This window comes from Streptomyces sp. NPDC058457 (genome assembly GCF_042720695.1).
Classification (GTDB): Bacteria; Actinomycetota; Actinomycetes; order Streptomycetales; family Streptomycetaceae; genus Streptomyces.
Genome location: NZ_JBHXLU010000049.1, coordinates 31,815 through 48,725 on the forward strand (window position 1 = coordinate 31,815; position 16,911 = coordinate 48,725).

General features: G+C 71.5%; 14 protein-coding genes. 3 read left to right on the top strand and 11 right to left on the bottom strand.

The genetic code is table 11. The features are described from left to right. The first annotated feature begins 20 nt into the window (after positions 1-20). Positions 21-3,080, top strand: coding sequence for an NACHT domain-containing protein (locus ACFWPS_RS31660; RefSeq protein ID WP_383711139.1), 3,060 nt, complete (start codon positions 21-23; stop codon positions 3,078-3,080). 73 nt (positions 3,081-3,153) lie between these two features. On the opposite strand, the gene ACFWPS_RS31665 is transcribed toward ACFWPS_RS31660, so the two are convergent. Beyond that, on the bottom strand, positions 3,154-5,679 hold the full coding sequence (locus ACFWPS_RS31665) for an ATP-dependent Clp protease ATP-binding subunit (RefSeq protein WP_189263131.1): 2,526 nt from the start codon (positions 5,677-5,679) through the stop codon (positions 3,154-3,156). A 430-nt stretch (positions 5,680-6,109) separates the two neighbouring features. On the opposite strand from ACFWPS_RS31665, the gene ACFWPS_RS31670 reads away from it, so the two are divergent. Next, positions 6,110-6,859, top strand: a complete 750-nt coding sequence (locus ACFWPS_RS31670) for an SCO3374 family protein (RefSeq protein ID WP_383711142.1) — start codon at positions 6,110-6,112, stop codon at positions 6,857-6,859. On the opposite strand, the gene ACFWPS_RS31675 is transcribed toward ACFWPS_RS31670, so the two are convergent. From ACFWPS_RS31675 to ACFWPS_RS31720, 10 genes are all read right to left on the bottom strand, one after another. Then, the gene (locus ACFWPS_RS31675; RefSeq protein ID WP_361285906.1) at positions 6,838-7,173 is read right to left on the bottom strand and encodes an Lsr2 family protein; all 336 of its coding nucleotides are present in this window, start codon (positions 7,171-7,173) and stop codon (positions 6,838-6,840) included. The genes ACFWPS_RS31670 and ACFWPS_RS31675 overlap by 22 nt on opposite strands. A 298-nt stretch (positions 7,174-7,471) precedes the next feature. After that, complete coding sequence (locus ACFWPS_RS31680; RefSeq protein ID WP_383711146.1) at positions 7,472-8,005, bottom strand: amino-acid N-acetyltransferase; 534 nt, start codon at positions 8,003-8,005, stop codon at positions 7,472-7,474. A gap of 9 nt (positions 8,006-8,014) precedes the next feature. Further along, a complete protein-coding gene (locus ACFWPS_RS31685) occupies positions 8,015-8,428 on the bottom strand; it encodes a BlaI/MecI/CopY family transcriptional regulator (protein ID WP_383711148.1) in 414 nt (137 codons plus the stop codon). A gap of 215 nt (positions 8,429-8,643) precedes the next feature. Further along, positions 8,644-8,829, bottom strand: coding sequence for a hypothetical protein (locus tag ACFWPS_RS31690; protein ID WP_383711151.1), 186 nt, complete (start codon positions 8,827-8,829; stop codon positions 8,644-8,646). 90 nt (positions 8,830-8,919) lie between these two features. After that, complete coding sequence (locus ACFWPS_RS31695) at positions 8,920-9,537, bottom strand: hypothetical protein (protein ID WP_383711235.1); 618 nt, start codon at positions 9,535-9,537, stop codon at positions 8,920-8,922. A 469-nt stretch (positions 9,538-10,006) separates the two neighbouring features. Continuing rightward, a complete protein-coding gene (locus ACFWPS_RS31700) occupies positions 10,007-10,804 on the bottom strand; it encodes a type III pantothenate kinase (RefSeq protein WP_189263137.1) in 798 nt (265 codons plus the stop codon). Positions 10,805-10,808: 4 nt separating this feature from the next. Next, on the bottom strand, positions 10,809-11,786 hold the full coding sequence (gene nadC, locus ACFWPS_RS31705; protein WP_383711153.1) for a carboxylating nicotinate-nucleotide diphosphorylase: 978 nt from the start codon (positions 11,784-11,786) through the stop codon (positions 10,809-10,811). 5 nt (positions 11,787-11,791) lie between these two features. After that, positions 11,792-13,537, bottom strand: a complete 1,746-nt coding sequence (locus tag ACFWPS_RS31710) for an L-aspartate oxidase (RefSeq protein ID WP_383711156.1) — start codon at positions 13,535-13,537, stop codon at positions 11,792-11,794. Further along, positions 13,534-14,556, bottom strand: a complete 1,023-nt coding sequence (gene panC, locus ACFWPS_RS31715) for a pantoate--beta-alanine ligase (RefSeq protein ID WP_383711159.1) — start codon at positions 14,554-14,556, stop codon at positions 13,534-13,536. The genes ACFWPS_RS31710 and panC overlap by 4 nt, the downstream gene beginning before the upstream one ends. Beyond that, entirely contained in the window at positions 14,553-15,485 is a 933-nt protein-coding gene (locus ACFWPS_RS31720) for a Rossmann-like and DUF2520 domain-containing protein (RefSeq protein WP_383711160.1), read from the bottom strand. Before ACFWPS_RS31720 ends, panC begins: the two co-directional genes overlap by 4 nt. A gap of 173 nt (positions 15,486-15,658) precedes the next feature. On the opposite strand from ACFWPS_RS31720, the gene ACFWPS_RS31725 reads away from it, so the two are divergent. Further along, positions 15,659-16,861, top strand: a complete 1,203-nt coding sequence (locus ACFWPS_RS31725; protein ID WP_383711162.1) for a threonine aldolase family protein — start codon at positions 15,659-15,661, stop codon at positions 16,859-16,861. Positions 16,862-16,911 lie beyond the last annotated feature (50 nt).

The following is a 16,911-nucleotide window of genomic DNA, read 5'->3' on the forward strand; positions in this document are numbered from 1 at the left end:
CAGACACACGGGGGTGGCGGATGGAGCCGGCGGTACTGGGCGGGAAACTGGCGTCGAGCTTGATGGGCCCGCTGCTGAAGAAGCTGTTCGTGGCGGACGGGCCGGGCGCGGGGCTGGTGGACAGGCCGGTGCGGCTGAAGGACCTGGTGTCGTTCAGGGGCGAGAAGCGTGTGCTGGTCGAGAAGGACGTGCGCAGGCTCGCGGAGCACCTCGTCCGGCAAGCGGTCGAGTCACCCGGCGAACCGCCCTTCCGCACCGGGGAACAGATCGCCGTCGCCGGCGCCCTCTCCCGCAGACTGCTCGCCCTCGGCGATCTGGACATGGACGACGTCCAGGCCGTACGGCTGGGCCACCGCGAACTGGCCGGGAAGCTGAGCCACAGGGCACCGGCGCCCGACGGGCTCTCGTCCGACGCCTGCTACTTCCTCGACTCCGCGACCGAGTGGGCCTGCCTCCAGATCCTGGAGTTCTTCACCCGCCGCTCCACCTTCGTGGCCCGCACCCTGGTCGAACAGGTCCGTGCGCAGGCCGAACTGATCGCCAGGATCGACGAGTTGATCGCCCGCGTGCCACGCCCGGACGCCCACGACACCGCCTTCGAGCGCCGCTACCGCTCCTACGTCACCGAACGCCACAACCACATCACCATCTACGGCATCGACCTGCGGGACTCCCCCGACCGCTGGCCGCTGGAGGTCGCGTACCTGAGCCTGGAGGCGACGGCCACCGACGACGGCACCCTCCCCGGGGACCGCTCCGGCCAGGCCCCGGTCACCGTCCAGCTCCCGGCCGAGGAGGCCCTCCTCACCCGCGACCGCGTCCTGCTGCGCGGCGACGCGGGCTCCGGCAAGACGACTCTGGTCCAGTGGCTGGCGGTGACGGCGGCGCGTGAGGGCGCGCACATCCCCTACGTCCTCCCGCTGCGCACCCTGATCCGCGGCGCCGCCCCCTTCCCCGCCCCCGCCGCCTTCCTGACCGCGGTGAGCTGCCCGCTGTCCGCACCCGAAGGCTGGACGGAACGCGTCCTGGCTGCGGGCCGCGGCCTGATCCTCGTCGACGGCCTGGACGAGATCCCCGCTGCCGACCGCCACCGCACCCGCGACTGGCTCCTCTCCCTCATCCACGCCTTTCCCGGCAACCGCTGGCTAGTGACCTCCCGCCCCACCGCGGTCCGCCCCGACTGGCTCGCCACGGAGGGCTTCCGCGAACTGACCCTCGCCCCCATGCGCCGCCCTGACGTGGCGACCTTCGTCCACCGCTGGCACACGGCGGCCGATGCCCCGCAGTTCGAGGGCCCGCTCCTCGACTCCCTGCGCACCAAACGCGACCTGGCCCGCCTCGCCACCAACCCCCTGGTGTGCGGCCTGATCTGCGCCCTGCACCGGGAACGCCGGGGCTACCTCCCCACCGGCCGCAAGGAGTTGTACGACGCCGCCCTGGCGATGCTGCTCGCCCGCCGGGACCGGGAGCGGGGTATGGGATCCGTGGACGAGGTGGAGCTGGGCGAGGAGGCACAGCTAGAGCTGCTGCAACGGCTCGCCTACGCGCTCGTGTTGAGCAACCGTACGGAGATGGACTTGGAGACCGCCGAAACGATCGTGGACCGCAGTCTGCCGTCCATCGCACTGCCACGCGGCCAGTCGGACGCGGCGACGGTCCTGCGCACCCTGCTCCTCCGCAGCGGCCTGATCCGCCAACCCGCCGACGGGGTCCTGGACTTCGTCCACCGAACCTTCCAGGACTATCTGGGTGCCCGGTACGCGGTGGAGGAAGGCCACCTGAACGTCCTCGCCGACCATGCGGACGACACGCAGTGGGAGGACGTGATCCGCATGGCCGTAGCCCATGCGCGGCCCGGGGAACGGGCATCGCTGCTAAGGCAGTTGCTCGCGGCTCGAACGCCCCGGCTGACCCTGCTGGCGCTGGCCTGCCTGGAGCATGCGGTGGCGCTGGACGCCGGCGTGCGGGCGGAGGTGGAGCGGCGGGCGGAGGAGCTGATCCCGCCGCGGACCACGGACGACGCGAAGGCGCTCGCGGAGGCCGGGCCTCTGGTGCTGGAGCTGCTGCCGGGGCCCGGGGGGCTGACGGCGGAGGAGGCGCGGAGCGTCACCGTCACCGCCTCCCTGCTCGGCACCGAGGAACCGGAGGGAGCCCTCGGAGTGCTGCGCCGGTTCCGCGACCACCGGGACCTCAAGGTGCGTCGGCAACTGGTCGGGACCTGGAGCCGCTTCGACACCACGGCCTACGCGTCGGAGGTGCTGGACGAGCTGCCTCGCACAGGCCTCTATCTCACCTGTGAGTCCGCCGGGCAGCGTGCCGCTCTGACCGGGATGCGGCCTTGGCACGGTCTCGCGTTCCTGGGCAGGCACTCGGCCGGACAGATCCTGGACGCGGTCCGCGAGCCCGGGGCGGTGACCCTGCTCGACCTGCGGGACAACCCGCTCCTCACCGACCTGGGCGATCTTTCGCCCTTCGGGTCCCTGCACGAGCTGATGCTGGCCCGCTGTCCGGCGGCGCACGGCCTGGAGCGGCTCGCGAAGCTTCCGCTCGCCGAGCTGGTCTGCGGACAGATCGGCGACGTCACGGGCCTGAGGTCGCTGGGCTCGCTCGTCCGGCTCACCGTGGAACAGGAGCTCCCGGGCGACAGCCTCGGCGAGGTGCTGCCCGTCGACGCGGCACTGGAGTTCCTCTTCCTCGGCCGGAACAGCACGAACCGCACCGGACTGCGCGGCCTGGCGCACTGGACCAGCCTCACGGAGCTCAGCCTCGGACCGCTGACCACGGAGCTGACGGCAGCCGACTGGCAGGCGGTGGCCGGACTGCCCGGGCTGCGGACCCTGCATCTGAACGCGCGGATCCTGCGGGAGCTGCCGCTCTCCGTCGATCGCATGCCGGAGCTCTCCGGGATCGAGGTGCTGCGCGTCCCCGGGCTGCTCGGCACCGAGGACTTCTCCGTCCTGGCCCGCCGGCTGCCTGCGGTGCGCGCCGTGATCCTGCAGAACATGCCGGGGCACGTCTTCCCCCCGGAGCGCTTTTCCGACCGCTTTCCCGGAGCGGACGTCAGCCTGGTGAAACGCTGAAAAGGGGCCGGTGCTCGAAAGCACCGGCCCCTCTTCGTTCGGCCTCGGGCCCACGGCCTCGCGGCCGTGAGGCTTACGCCTCCTTGCTCAGGTTCGGTCCGGCTCCGCCGGCCGCCTGCTCGATCGGCGGGACGTCGGGCAGCGCCGACTTCTCCTCGCCGCGGAAGGTGAAGGTCGCGGTGTCGCCCTCGCCCTCCGTGTCGACGACCACGATGTGACCGGGGCGCAGCTCGCCGAAGAGGATCTTCTCCGAGAGCGTGTCCTCGATCTCGCGCTGGATCGTGCGACGCAGCGGCCGCGCGCCCAGCACCGGGTCGTAGCCCTTCTTGGACAGCAGCTCCTTGGCGGACTGGGAGAGCTCGATGCCCATGTCCCGGTCCTTGAGGCGCTCGTCCACCTTGCCGACCATCAGGTCGACGATCCGCAGGATGTCCTCCTGCGTGAGCTGCGGGAAGACGACCACGTCGTCGACGCGGTTGAGGAACTCGGGCCGGAAGTGCTGCTTGAGCTCGTCCTGGACCTTGTTCTTCATGCGCTCGTAGTTGGACTTCGTGTCACCCGTGGCCGCGAAGCCCAGGTTGAAGCCCTTGGAGATGTCCCGGGTGCCGAGGTTGGTCGTCATGATGATGACCGTGTTCTTGAAGTCCACGACCCGGCCCTGGGAGTCGGTCAGGCGACCGTCCTCCAGGATCTGGAGCAGGCTGTTGAAGATGTCCGGGTGGGCCTTCTCCACCTCGTCGAAGAGGACGACGGAGAACGGCTTGCGGCGGACCTTCTCGGTCAGCTGGCCGCCCTCTTCGTAGCCCACGTAGCCGGGGGGCGAACCGAAGAGACGCGACACCGTGTGCTTCTCGCTGAACTCCGACATGTCGAGGGAGATCAGCGCGTCCTCGTCACCGAAGAGGAACTCGGCGAGGGCCTTGGACAGCTCGGTCTTACCGACACCGGACGGGCCGGCGAAGATGAACGAGCCACCGGGGCGCTTCGGGTCCTTCAGACCGGCACGCGTACGGCGGATCGCCTTCGACAGCGCCTTGACGGCGTCGACCTGGCCGATGACCCGCTTGTGGAGCTCGTCCTCCATGCGCAGCAGACGCGAGGACTCCTCCTCGGTGAGCTTGAAGACCGGGATGCCCGTGGCCGTGGCCAGCACCTCGGCGATCAGCTCGCCGTCGACCTCGGCGACGACGTCCATGTCGCCGGCCTTCCACTCCTTCTCCCGCTTGGCCTTGGCGGCCAGGAGCTGCTTCTCCTTGTCGCGGAGGGAGGCGGCCTTCTCGAAGTCCTGCGAGTCGATCGCGGACTCCTTGTCCCGGCGGACGGCGGCGATCTTCTCGTCGAACTCGCGCAGGTCCGGCGGAGCGGTCATCCGGCGGATGCGCATCCGGGAACCGGCCTCGTCGATCAGGTCGATCGCCTTGTCCGGCAGGAAGCGGTCGGAGATGTAGCGGTCGGCCAGGGTGGCGGCCTGGACCAGCGCCTCGTCCGTGATGGAGACCCGGTGGTGGGCCTCGTACCGGTCACGCAGACCCTTGAGGATCTCGATCGTGTGCGGCAGGGACGGCTCGGCGACCTGGATGGGCTGGAAGCGGCGCTCCAGGGCCGCGTCCTTCTCCAGGTGCTTGCGGTACTCGTCCAAGGTGGTGGCACCGATGGTCTGCAGCTCACCGCGGGCCAGCATCGGCTTCAGGATCGAAGCCGCGTCGATGGCGCCCTCGGCGGCACCCGCACCGACCAGCGTGTGCAGCTCGTCGATGAACAGGATGATGTCGCCGCGGGTGCGGATCTCCTTGAGCACCTTCTTCAGGCGCTCCTCGAAGTCACCGCGGTAGCGGGAGCCGGCGACCAGGGCGCCGAGGTCCAGGGTGTAGAGGTGCTTGTCCTTGAGGGTCTCGGGCACCTCGCCCTTGACGATGGCCTGGGCGAGGCCCTCGACGACGGCGGTCTTGCCGACGCCGGGCTCACCGATCAGGACCGGGTTGTTCTTGGTACGGCGGGACAGCACCTGCATGACCCGCTCGATCTCCTTCTCGCGCCCGATGACCGGGTCGAGCTTGGACTCACGAGCGGCCTGGGTGAGGTTCCGGCCGAACTGGTCGAGGACCAGGGACGTCGAGGGGGTGCCCTCGGCAGGGCCGCCGGCGGTGGCGGTCTCCTTGCCCTGGTAACCGGAGAGCAGCTGGATGACCTGCTGCCGCACCCGGTTGAGATCAGCGCCCAGCTTGACCAGGACCTGGGCGGCGACGCCCTCGCCCTCACGGATCAGGCCGAGCAGGATGTGCTCCGTGCCGATGTAGTTGTGGCCCAGCTGAAGGGCCTCGCGGAGCGACAGCTCCAGGACCTTCTTGGCACGGGGGGTGAAGGGGATGTGCCCGGACGGGGCCTGCTGCCCCTGCCCGATGATCTCCTCCACCTGCTGGCGGACCGCCTCGAGCGAAATCCCGAGGCTCTCAAGGGCCTTGGCGGCGACACCCTCACCCTCGTGGATCAGGCCCAGGAGGATGTGCTCGGTGCCGATGTAGTTGTGGTTGAGCATCCGGGCTTCTTCCTGAGCCAGGACGACAACCCGCCGCGCGCGGTCGGTGAACCTCTCGAACATCGTTAATCGCTCCTCAGAGCGGTCAGGCAGTGGGGGGAACTTCCCCTCCCTGTCCTTCCGCAGCTTAGTCCCGCAAGCGGGGACCGCTCATTCCAACTGCCGACACCGTCGATGGCCTCCTGACCCCGAACGCCGACATATGCTCCAACCCGATGGTGCGAGACGATGTTCCCGCAGGCCAGGCAGTTACCCCTTCCGTCAGTACGCCGATGGCGAACGTGAGACGGCCTCGCCTGCGTGTCGCCCCCTCCCACTAGGGATGTCTTACCCGCTGCTACTGACAGTCCATGCCGTGAGCCCCCGGTCCCTCCGCTACGGGCGAACAACCTTGCGTCTCTCCGGACCCCCGCCCGACCCCTTTTCCGGCACCCTGTGCAGTCGACCGCACACCCAGCGTAACTCTGGTGGAGTCGGGACGGTTGCACCCGGCATGGCTGGCACAGCGCCTCCGGCGGCTTCCACGGTCCCTCACCCCCGTCGTCCGTTCGATTCCGGTTCCGAGTGCGGCCCCGGCCCCGGTCCTGACCCCGGTTCCGGTTCTGGTTCCGGTCAGGGCACCGGCCGGGCCGCCGGGCCGGACGGCCGGCCGCAGGCCCGGCTCCGGCACTGGTACGAGAACGATCTGGGATGGGCAACGGTGCCCGCGGCGCCCGGAGAGCCGCTACGGCTGGTCACGGGCGGGCGTTTCGACGTGCTGGAGGTGCCGGCGCGGGCGGGCGTACGGGCGCTCGGGCACCTGGCGCCGGGCTCTCCGGTGGCCCTTCAGGGCGGTCGGATGCGGCTGCTGGTGGCCGCGGGCAGCGCGGAGGAGCTGCCGGGGCTGCTGGACTGGCTGGAGTGGGGCGCGCCCGCCCTCGATCTCGATCTGCGGGCGCTGGGCGCCGGGGGCGTGATGGACGCTCCGGCACGGCCCGAGCCTGCGGTCACCGGGGTCCGGCCGCCTTCCGGATCCGCCGAGGGGCCGGGCAGGCCCGTGCAGGGGGCCGCCGTATGGTTGCGGCCCCCCGAGTCGGGGTGCGAGGTCGAGGCCTCGCTGCCGACGCTGTCGGCCATGGGGGGCGTTGGAGGCGCCCCCGATCTCGTACGGCTGGTGAACACGGTGGCCACGGAGTGCCACCGCATCCGGCTGCGGCACGTGGGCCGCGGGCCGGAGGGCTGTCAGGCGTTGGCGTCCTCGTAGGCCTGGCGAATCGTCGCGGGAACACGGCCGCGGTCGTTGACCTCGTAACCGTTCTCCTTGGCCCACGCGCGAATCTGCGCGGTGTCCTGGCTGCCGCCGGAAGCCGCCCGGGCCTTTCCACGTCCGCCCGCAGCACGGCCGCCGGTACGCCGGCCGCCCTTGACATAGGCGTCGAGAAGACCGCGCAGCTTGTCCGCATTGGCGGTCGTGAGATCGATCTCGTACGTCTTGCCGTCCAACGCGAACGTCACGGTCTCGTCCGCCTCGCCGCCGTCGAGGTCGTCGACAAGAAGGACCTGAACCTTCTGTGCCACCGGATTTCCTTTCATCGATAACTTCAGGGCCGGGGGTCTGCGGCGTCCGCCGTTTCGCCGCCCCCTGTTATATGCAGTACTGCACTACGTCGGAAAGCAAACCGCTTTTGCGGGAAAAACACAAACCCCTGGGAGAGACCGAGGGCCCCCTCCCGCCCGGAAACATGCGCGTTTCGGACATAGGGAACCGGGGCAAGGCAGGTCGCCCGGAATAGCGGGCCGATCTCCTGCCCTTCTCCGCCTCGATGACCCTTGTCGACCCTTGTCGGCCCTTGTCCACCGCGATCCCTCGCGGCGATCACAGATGCAGAAGCATCCGGCTGTTGCCCAAGGTGTTCGGTTTCACTCGTTCGAGTCCGAGGAACTCCGCGACACCCTCGTCATAGGAACGCAGCAGCTCCGCGTAGACATCGGTGTCGACGGGCGTCTCGCCGATCTCCACGAAGCCGTGCTTCCCGAAGAACTCGACTTCGAAGGTCAGACAGAAAACGCGGCGAACACCAAGCCAACGCGCGGTCTCCAGCAACTTCTCCAGCAACTGATGACCGACACCGGCTCCCTTGAGGCTCCGGTTCACCGCGAGAGTGCGTACTTCCGCGAGGTCTTCCCACATCACGTGCAGTGCGCCGCAGCCGACCACCTCGGCGTTGTCGTCGCGTTCCGCGACCCAGAACTCCTGGATGTCCTCGTAAAGCGTCACCATGGCTTTGTCGAGCAGGATGCGGTCGCGAACGTACGCGTCGAGGAGGCGGCGCACCGCCGGGACATCGCTGGTCCGGGCCCGCCGGACGGTGATGGCTTTTGCGGTGACTTCGGGGCGCATCGCTGACATGAGCGGACGCTATCGCCCGCCGGTGTCCGCCACGGAGCCGGGGTTCTCCTCTTGCGGAGCTTCCCGGTCTTCCCTCTCTTCCCGCCGTTCCCGGCTATCCGGACCCTGCACGATGCGCACGGCGTCCCGCAGAGCCTGTCGCTGTTCGTCGCTCATCATCCCGAAGAAGGCGACGAGTGCGGCGGCCGGGTTGTCACTCTGCGACCAGGCGTCGTTCATCAGGGCGGCGGCGTAGGCGGCCCGGGTGGAGACGGCCTCATATCGATAGGCGCGTCCTTCGGCCTCCCGCCGGACCCAGCCCTTCTGATGGAGATTGTCCAAAACGGTCATCACCGTGGTGTAGGCGATCGACCGTTCCTGCTGAAGGTCTTCCAGGACTTCTCGAACGGTCACCGGGCGGTTCCACTTCCACACCCGCGTCATGACCGCGTCTTCGAGTTCTCCCAATGGGCGAGGCACAGCTCAGAACAATAGTGGGAGATCCCGCCAATGACGTGCCGGACGTGCACTTTCGCCAGCAAAGGCGAACAAAAAGGGCGCACGACTCGGAAAGCGCGGGTGCGTCGGGGGACGCGCGGCGAGTCGTACGCCAGGAGACGGCGGCCCGGGAGGGCGGCCCGAGGAGGGTGCGGCCCGGTTCAGACGCCGTCGGCCTTGGAGACGGCGGTGCGGCGGGCGCTCTCCGCGCGCTCGAAGGCCGCGTCGACGGCGGCGTCCTCCTTGGCCTTGGCGGCCCCGCCCTGGGTCTTCACGATCACCCGGACCAGACCGATGAAGAAGACGGCCATGACGACCGGAGGCAGCAGCGCGGAGACGTAGTCCATGCGTCCAGAGTAGCCACGGAGGAACGGGCGAAAGGGGCGGGGTGGGCGAACCGCCCCCGACGACCGGTCAGCCGGCGGCGCGACGACCGGTCAGCCGGCGGCGAGCTGCTGCGGAGGCCCGGCCGGCGGCGAGGCGGGCCGGCGGCGGGGAAAGACCTCACCCGGAGTGGGAATGGGCCGCTTCGGCGCGTCGGGCTCGGGAGCCGCGGGCTGCGGTGCGGGCCGTTCGGCGGGCTTCTCCCTGGGCTTCTTCTCCGGCTCCTTGGCCACGCCGCCCGGCAGGGCCGTCAGGCGGACCCTGGAGGCCGGAACGGCGGGTGCCGGTACCTTGCGGGCCCCCTGGGCGAGCCGGGCCCGCACATCGCGCTCGGCGAGGTCCTGGCAGCGGTCGAGCAGCGCGGCGGCGCCCGCGTTCCCGCGCAGCGCCCGCAGCGCGGCGAGGTCGTCCCGGGTGGGCCGGTACCCGGCACCCAGCGCCTCCTCCAGGAGGGCGAGGTAACCGGCGACGGTCCCCGGCAGGGCGGCGCGGTACCGGGCCAGATCGGCCACCAGGAAGGCACGAAGCCGGGCCCCCTCGCCGATCGCCTCGTCGAGCGACTCGGCGAGCCGATGACAGTCCTTGACGTCCTCGGCGGAGACGGGACCGGGGTGAAGGGCGAGGGCGAGAGCACGGCGGAGCACACACAGCTCCTCCGCACCGAACGCCATGCCGCCGCGGGATCCGTATGGCGTGGGCATGGTCCGAAGATACGCGTAAATCAGACAAACTCGACATAGCGCACGGGTGTGGCGCGACAGGGCCACCCACCTGGCCGCCGCCGACACCACAACCCAGCCCACCCGGCGTCCAAGGACGAGAGCCGGTCCGCACCCCCCTCCAGCCCGTCCGGCGTCCGAAGACGACAGCCGGTCCGCACCCCCACCAGCCCACCCGGCGTCCAAGGACGAGAACCGGTCCGCACCCCCACCCTCCAGCCCTCCTGGCGTCCGAAGACGAGAACCGGTCCGCACCCCCCTTCAGCCCGTCCGGCGTTTGAGGACGAGGCCGTTCAGGCCGAAGCGGGGGGCCGGGGGCGGCAGCCCCCGAAACGGGCGGTCGAAGGGGGCCCACCCCCTGGAGGACGGGACGGATAGGGGCGGCGGGGGCGAGAACCCCACGCCCGCCCCCACCGGCCGCTCACATCCGCGACACGTTCCGCTCGTACACCAGCCGCAGCCCCACCAGCGTCAGCCACGGCTCGTGCTCGTCGATCACCGACGACTCCCCGAGCACCATCGGCGCCAGCCCACCCGTCGCGATCACCGTCACATCGTCCGGATCATCCGCCAGCTCCCGCGCCATCCGCCCGACCACCCCGTCGACCTGCCCGGCGAACCCGTACACGATGCCCGCCTGCATGGCCTCCACCGTGTTCTTCCCGATCACACTCCGCGGCCGCGCCACCTCGATCTTCCGCAGCTGCGCGCCCTTGACGCCGAGCGCCTCCACGGAGATCTCGATACCGGGCGCGATCACACCCCCGACGTACTCCCCGCGCGCGGACACCGCGTCGAAGGTCGTGGCCGTACCGAAGTCGACGACGATCGCGGGACCGCCGTACAGCTCGACGGCGGCGACCGCGTTGATGATCCGGTCGGCGCCGACCTCCTTGGGGTTGTCGGTGAGGATCGGCACCCCGGTCTTCACTCCGGGCTCCACCAGCACCGCCGGCACATCGCCGTAGTACCGCCGCGTCACCTCGCGCAGCTCGTGCAGCACGGACGGCACGGTCGCGCAGATCGCGATCCCGTCGATGCCGTCGCCGAGCTCGTCGCCGAGCAGCGGGTGCATGCCCATCAGGCCTTGGAGGAGCACCGCCAGCTCGTCGGCGGTACGGCGCGCGTCCGTGGAGATGCGCCAGTGTTCGACGATGTCCTCGCCGTCGAAGAGCCCGAGGACGGTGTGGGTGTTGCCGACGTCGATCGTGAGGAGCATGGGGTCACTCCGCCTCGCGCAGGTCCAGGCCGATGTCCAGGATCGGCGAGGAGTGGGTGAGGGCACCGACGGCCAGGAAGTCCACGCCCGTGTCGGCGTACGCCCGCGCGTTCTCCAGCGTAAGCCGTCCGGACGCCTCCAGAAGCGCGCGCCCGCCGACGATCGCGACGGCCTCCTCGCACTCCATCGGCGTGAAGTTGTCCAGCAGGATCAGGTCGGCGCCCGCGTCGACGACCTCGCGCAGCTGGTGCAGGGTGTCGACCTCGACCTCGATCGCCAGCTCCGGGAAGGCCTCGCGGACGGCCTTGAAGGCCTGGGCGACGCCGCCGGCGGCGACCACGTGGTTGTCCTTGACCAGGGCCGCGTCGGAGAGCGACATGCGGTGGTTGACGCCCCCGCCGCTGCGCACCGCGAACTTCTCCAGGGAGCGCAGTCCCGGGGTGGTCTTCCGGGTGTCCCGCACGCGCGTGGCCGTGCCCTCCAGTTCGTCCGCCCACGCGCGCGTGGCGGTCGCGATGCCGGAGAGGCGGTTCAGGATGTTGAGCGCGCTGCGCTCGGCGGTGAGCAGGTCGCGGGTGCGGGTGGTGATCGACAGCAGCCGCTGCCCGGCCTCGACCCGGTCGCCGTCCTCGACGTGCCGCTCGACCTCGAACTCGTCGGTGCAGACCACGGAGACCACGGCCTCGGCGACCCTGAGGCCCGCGACGACACCGGCCTCGCGCGCGACGAAGTCACCGGTCGCCACGGCCTCCTCGGGGATCGTCGCGACGGTCGTCACGTCCACGCCGTTGTCCAGGTCCTCCTGGATGGCCACGTTGGCGATGTCCTCGACCTCGATGGGGTCGAGTCCGGCGGCGGCCAGCAGCTCGGCGAGCGCGGGGTCGAGCCCGCACTCCAGGTACTCCTCGTCGCCCTCGGCGCCACAGGCACAGCCGTCGCCGCAGCCGCCGCCGTCGGCGAGGGGAAGGTCGTTGGTGCTCACGTCTGTCACTGCTCCTGGTGTGGCTGGTGGGGCCGGGTAGGGGGGAAGTCTGCGGTGTCGGTGGTGCCTACCGCCAGCGTGCGGTCCGGATTCAGCCGTACGACGATGTGGCGCCCCCACCGGGCGTCGTCCCGGTCGGCGTGGTCCTCGCGCCAGTGGCAGCCGCGGGTCTCCTCGCGGCGGCGGGCCGCCTCGACGAGCACGCGCGCGACGCACAGGAGGTTGGTGGCCTCCCAGGTGTCGACGCCGGGCTCGGCGGTCTTGCCGTTCTCGTCCAGGGCGTCGCGGGCGTCCGCGTGCAGCCGCTGGAGCTGTCCGGCGGCCCTGGCGAGGGACTCCTCGGAACGCAGTACGCCGGCGCCCTCGGTCATGATCCGCTGGATGGCGAAGCGGTCCTCGGGGGCGAGCAGCGGGTGCGCGGGCTTCTCGGGGTGCGGGACCGGGGCGGGCACGCGCGCGTGGAGGCCGTGTTCCGCGCGGGCCGCCGTGATGTCGGCGGCGATGCTCTCGGCGTAGACGAGGCCTTCGAGCAGGGAGTTGGAGGCGAGCCGGTTCGCGCCGTGCACGCCGGTGCACGCGACCTCGCCGCACGCGTAGAGCCCGGGGACGGTCGTGCGCCCCCGCGCGTCGGTGCGTACGCCCCCGGAGGCGTAGTGGGCGGCGGGTGCTATCGGGATGGGCTCGGTGACCGGGTCGATGCCGTTGGCGCGGCAGGCGGCCAGGATGGTCGGGAAGCGGTGCTCCCACATGTCGGCGCCGAAGTGCCGGGCGTCGAGGTACATGTGCTCGGCGTCCTGCTCCTGCATGCGCCGCATGATGCCCTTGGCGACGATGTCCCGGGGTGCCAGTTCGGCGAGCTCGTGCTGTCCCACCATGAAGCGCACGCCGTCGGCGTCGACCAGGTGGGCGCCCTCGCCGCGCACCGCCTCGGAGACCAGCGGCTGCTGGCCCTCGGCGTCCGGGCCGAGGAAGAGCACGGTCGGGTGGAACTGCACGAATTCGAGGTCGCTGACCTCCGCGCCGGCGCGCAGGGCCAGCGCCACGCCGTCGCCGGTCGACACCGACGGGTTGGTGGTCGCGGAGAACACCTGGCCCATGCCGCCGGTCGCGAGGACGACCGCGGGGGCGTGCACGGCGCCCACGCCGTCGTGCTGGCCCTCGCCCATGACGTGCAGGGTGACACCGGCCGTACGGCCCTCGGCGTCGGTCAGCAGGTCCAGGACGAGCGCGTTCTCGATGGCGCGCAGCCCACGCGCGCGTACCGCTTCCACCAGGGCCCGGGAGACCTCGGCGCCGGTGGCGTCGCCGCCCGCGTGCGCGATCCGGCGCCGGTGGTGGCCGCCCTCCCGGGTGAGGTCGAGGCCGCCCTCGGAGGACTCGTCGAAGATCGCGCCGGTGTCGATGAGCCGCCGTACCGCGCCGGGGCCCTCGGTGACCAGGATCCGTACGGCGTCCTCGTCGCAGAGACCGGCGCCGGCCACCAGGGTGTCCGCGAGGTGCTGTTCCGGGGTGTCGCCGTCGCCGAGGGCCGCGGCGATGCCCCCCTGCGCCCAGCGCGTGGAGCCGTCGTCCAGGCGGGCCTTGGTGACGACGACCGTGGTCAGCCCGGCGGCCTGGCAGCGCAGGGCCGCGGTGAGGCCGGCCACCCCCGACCCGACGACGACCACGTCCGCCGAGATGCTCCACCCCGGGGCGGGCGCGTGCAGTCGTATGCCGGTGCTGGTGCCTGTGCTGGTGCCTGTGCTGGTCACGAGGCGGCTCCGAGGTTTCCGAAGGTGAGAGGAAGGTTGTCGATCAGCCGGGTCGTCCCGACCCGGGCGGCGACGGCGAGGACGGCCTCTCCGGTGAAGTCGTCGTCGATCTCGGTGAAGTCGGACGGGTCGACCAGGGCGAGGTAGTCCAGTTCGAGCGGCGGGTCGTAGTGGACCGCCTCGTCCAGGACCTGGCGGGCGGCCGCGCGGACCGCCGCGGCGGCGTTCGGCACGGCCTTGGCGACGGCGTGCGCGTCGGCGGCCGCGCGGGATTCGCCTATGGCGCTGAGCGCCTCGGCGCGCGCCCGCGTGGACGGCACCTCGAGCGCCCGCGCACGCAGCGCCTCCTGCGCCGCGTGCCGGTCGCGGCCGGCGAACAGGGCGCGGGACAGTGTGAGCGCCGTGCGCCGTTCGTCGGCCGACAGGTAGCGGTTGCGGCTGGACAGCGCGAGCCCGTCGGACTCGCGCACGGTCGGTACGCCGACGATCTCGATGCCGAAGTTCAGGTCGCGCACCATGCGCCGGATCACGGCCAGCTGCTGGGCGTCCTTCTGCCCGAACAGGGCCACGTCGGGGCGGGTGAGGTGCAGCAGCTTGGCGACGACGGTGAGGACGCCGTCGAAGTGCCCGGGGCGGGAGGCGCCCTCCAGGAGCGTGCCCATCGGCCCCGCGGTGACCCGCACCTGGGGCTGCCCGCCCGGGTAGACCTCGTCGGCCGAAGGGGCGAACACGGCGTCCGCGCCCGCCTGTTCCGCGATCTTCAGGTCGGCGTCCAGGGTGCGCGGGTAGCGGTCGAGGTCCTCGCCCTGCCCGAACTGCAGGGGGTTCACGAAGACGGTGACGATCACGAAGCCCTTGCCGCCGACGTGCTCGCGGGCCGCCCTGATCAGCGTGGCGTGCCCTTCGTGCAGGGCGCCCATGGTCATGACGACCGCGGTGCGGCCCGAGTCCGCGAAGTGGTCCTGCACGTACCTGAGGTCGTCGACGGTGGGGGCGAGTTCGAAGGGACGGCGGCTCATCGGTCTTCCCCGTTCTGCGGCGTGTGCGTCCCGGTGGCGAGGACGCCGAGCAGGTCCTCGGCGAGCTCCGGCTTCAGCAGGCCGTGCGCGAGCGCCCGGTCGGCCGTCGCGCGGGCCATCGCCAGGTAGCCGTCGACGGCCTGCGGGGCGTGCCTGCGCAGCTCCGTGACGTGCGCGGCGACGGTGCCGGCGTCCCCGCGCGCGACCGGGCCGGTCAGCGCGGCGTCACCGGAGCGCAGGGCGTTGTCCAGGGCGGCGCCGAGCAGCGGGCCGAGCATCCGGTCGGGGGCCTCGACGCCGGCGGTGCGCAGCAGCTCCATGGACTGGGCGACCAGGGTGACCAGGTGGTTGGCGCCGAGGGCGAGGGCCGCGTGGTAGAGCGGGCGGTTCTCCTCGGAGATCCACTCCGGCTCGCCGCCCATCTCGATGACCAGGGCCTCGGCGGCCAGCCGCAGCTCCTCGGGCGCGGTCACCCCGAACGAGCAGCCCGCCAGCCGCTGCACGTCCACCGGCGTCCCGGTGAAGGTCATCGCCGGGTGCAGGGCCAGCGGCAGCCCGCCCGCGCGCAGGGCCGGGTCCAGGACCTGCGCGCCGTACCGGCCGGAGGTGTGCACGAGGAGCTGGCCGGGCCGTACGGCGCCGGTCTCGGCGAGGCCGGTGACCAGGCCGGGCAGGGCGTCGTCGGGGACGGTCAGCAGGACCAGGTCGGCGCGCCGGAGAACCTCGGCGGGGGTTACCAGCGGGACGCCGGGCAGCATCGCCTCGGCGCGCCGCCGGGAGGCGTCGGAGACTCCGGAGACGGCCACCGGGCGGTGCCCGGCGAGCTGCAGCGACGCGGCCAGCGCGGGGCCCACCCGGCCGGCGCCGACGACACCGACGGTGAGCCGCGCGGGGCGGTCACCTAGGTCTGGCTGTTGGACTGTACTCACGCGAGGGTGGCCTTCCCGTTCCAGTCCGCTCTGGGTACCGGACGATTTCTCGTCATGTTAACGCTATCCGGTCCGGCGCCGATCGGTTGTCCACAGGCTGTGGGTGACCCGTCACACCGGTGGCACGGAAAATGCGAGGCACCCGGTCGACGCGCCACGGCATCATCCACGGCATGAGCGATACGGTGACGACCCAGGACGCGGCCCCGGACGAAGAGCCGAAGGAACCCCTGTCGGCGGAAGAACAGATGCGGGAGCGGCGCGCCGCCGCCTACCGGCGGGCCACCCGCGTCCTCGCGCGCACGGGTCTGCGGGCCCCGCTCGGCGAACGGCTCGCGCGGCTCCAGGAGGCGGCCCCCGAGGTGTACGACCTGGACGAACCGTCGGACCTCTACGGCAACGGCGTCGTCGAAGCCCTGGAGCGGCGGGTCGCGGCCCTGCTGGGCACGGAGGCGGCCGCGTTCTTCCCGACCGGCACGATGGCCCAGCAGGTCGCCCTGCGCTGCTGGGCGGCCCGCACCGGCAACCCCACGGTCGCCCTGCACGCCCTCGCCCACCCCGAGGTGCACGAACGCGACGCCTTCCGCGAGGTGGCCGGCCTGCGCACCGTGCGGGTCACCGGCGAGCCGCGGCTCCCCACCGCCCAGGAGATACGCGACTTCGCGGAGCCCTTCGGGGCGCTGATGCTGGAGCTGCCCCTCAGGGACGCCGGTTTCGTCCTGCCCTCCTGGGAGGAGCTCACGGAACTGGTCGAGGCGGCGCGGGAGCGCGACGCGGTGGTGCACTTCGACGGTGCGCGCCTGTGGGAGTCCACCGTCCACCTCGGGCACTCCCTGTCCGAGGTCGCGGACCTGGCGGACAGCGTCTACGTGTCGTTCTACAAGTCCCTCGACGGCTTCGGCGGCGCCGCGCTGGCCGGCCCGAAGTCCCTGGTCGAGGAGGCGAAGACCTGGCGTCACCGCTACGGCGGCATGATCTTCCAGCAGTTCCCGACGGCGCTCGCGGCCCTGATCGGCCTGGAGCGCGAACTCCCCCGCCTCCCGGACTACGTACGGCACGCGCGCGTGGTGGCCGCGGCCCTGCGCGAGGGCTTCGCCGAGGCAGGGCTTGCGTGGACCCGCGTCCACCCCGAGGAACCGCACACCCACCAGTTCCAGCTCTGGCTGCCGTACGACGCCGACGTGCTGCTGGAGGCGGCGGTACGCCAGGCCGAGGAGACCGGCACCTACCTCTTCGTGGGCTTCTGGGAGACGAAGGGCCCGGGCCTGTCCATGACCGAGGTGACGGTGACGGCCGAGGGCCTGGACTGGAAGGCGGAGGACGTGCGGACAGCGGTGGCGGACTTCGTGACACGGTTGCCTGGAGCGCCCCGATAGGGGCGCGGGGCTGTGTTTGACATGCGGCTGCCGCCGCGTGGGCGCGAGCA

What these genes read in the sequence shown, in the direction of transcription:
- ACFWPS_RS31660 (WP_383711139.1), top strand. Translation starts at nt 21, where the DNA reads ATGGAGCCGGCGGTACTGGGCGGGAAACTGGCGTCGAGCTTGATGGGC.
- ACFWPS_RS31665 (WP_189263131.1), bottom strand. Translation starts at nt 5,679, where the DNA reads ATGTTCGAGAGGTTCACCGACCGCGCGCGGCGGGTTGTCGTCCTGGCT.
- ACFWPS_RS31670 (WP_383711142.1), top strand. Translation starts at nt 6,110, where the DNA reads ATGGCTGGCACAGCGCCTCCGGCGGCTTCCACGGTCCCTCACCCCCGT.
- ACFWPS_RS31680 (WP_383711146.1), bottom strand. Translation starts at nt 8,005, where the DNA reads ATGTCAGCGATGCGCCCCGAAGTCACCGCAAAAGCCATCACCGTCCGG.
- ACFWPS_RS31685 (WP_383711148.1), bottom strand. Translation starts at nt 8,428, where the DNA reads ATGACGCGGGTGTGGAAGTGGAACCGCCCGGTGACCGTTCGAGAAGTC.
- ACFWPS_RS31690 (WP_383711151.1), bottom strand. Translation starts at nt 8,829, where the DNA reads ATGGACTACGTCTCCGCGCTGCTGCCTCCGGTCGTCATGGCCGTCTTC.
- ACFWPS_RS31695 (WP_383711235.1), bottom strand. Translation starts at nt 9,537, where the DNA reads ATGGCGTTCGGTGCGGAGGAGCTGTGTGTGCTCCGCCGTGCTCTCGCC.
- ACFWPS_RS31700 (WP_189263137.1), bottom strand. Translation starts at nt 10,804, where the DNA reads ATGCTCCTCACGATCGACGTCGGCAACACCCACACCGTCCTCGGGCTC.
- panC (WP_383711159.1), bottom strand. Translation starts at nt 14,556, where the DNA reads ATGAGCCGCCGTCCCTTCGAACTCGCCCCCACCGTCGACGACCTCAGG.
- ACFWPS_RS31725 (WP_383711162.1), top strand. Translation starts at nt 15,659, where the DNA reads ATGAGCGATACGGTGACGACCCAGGACGCGGCCCCGGACGAAGAGCCG.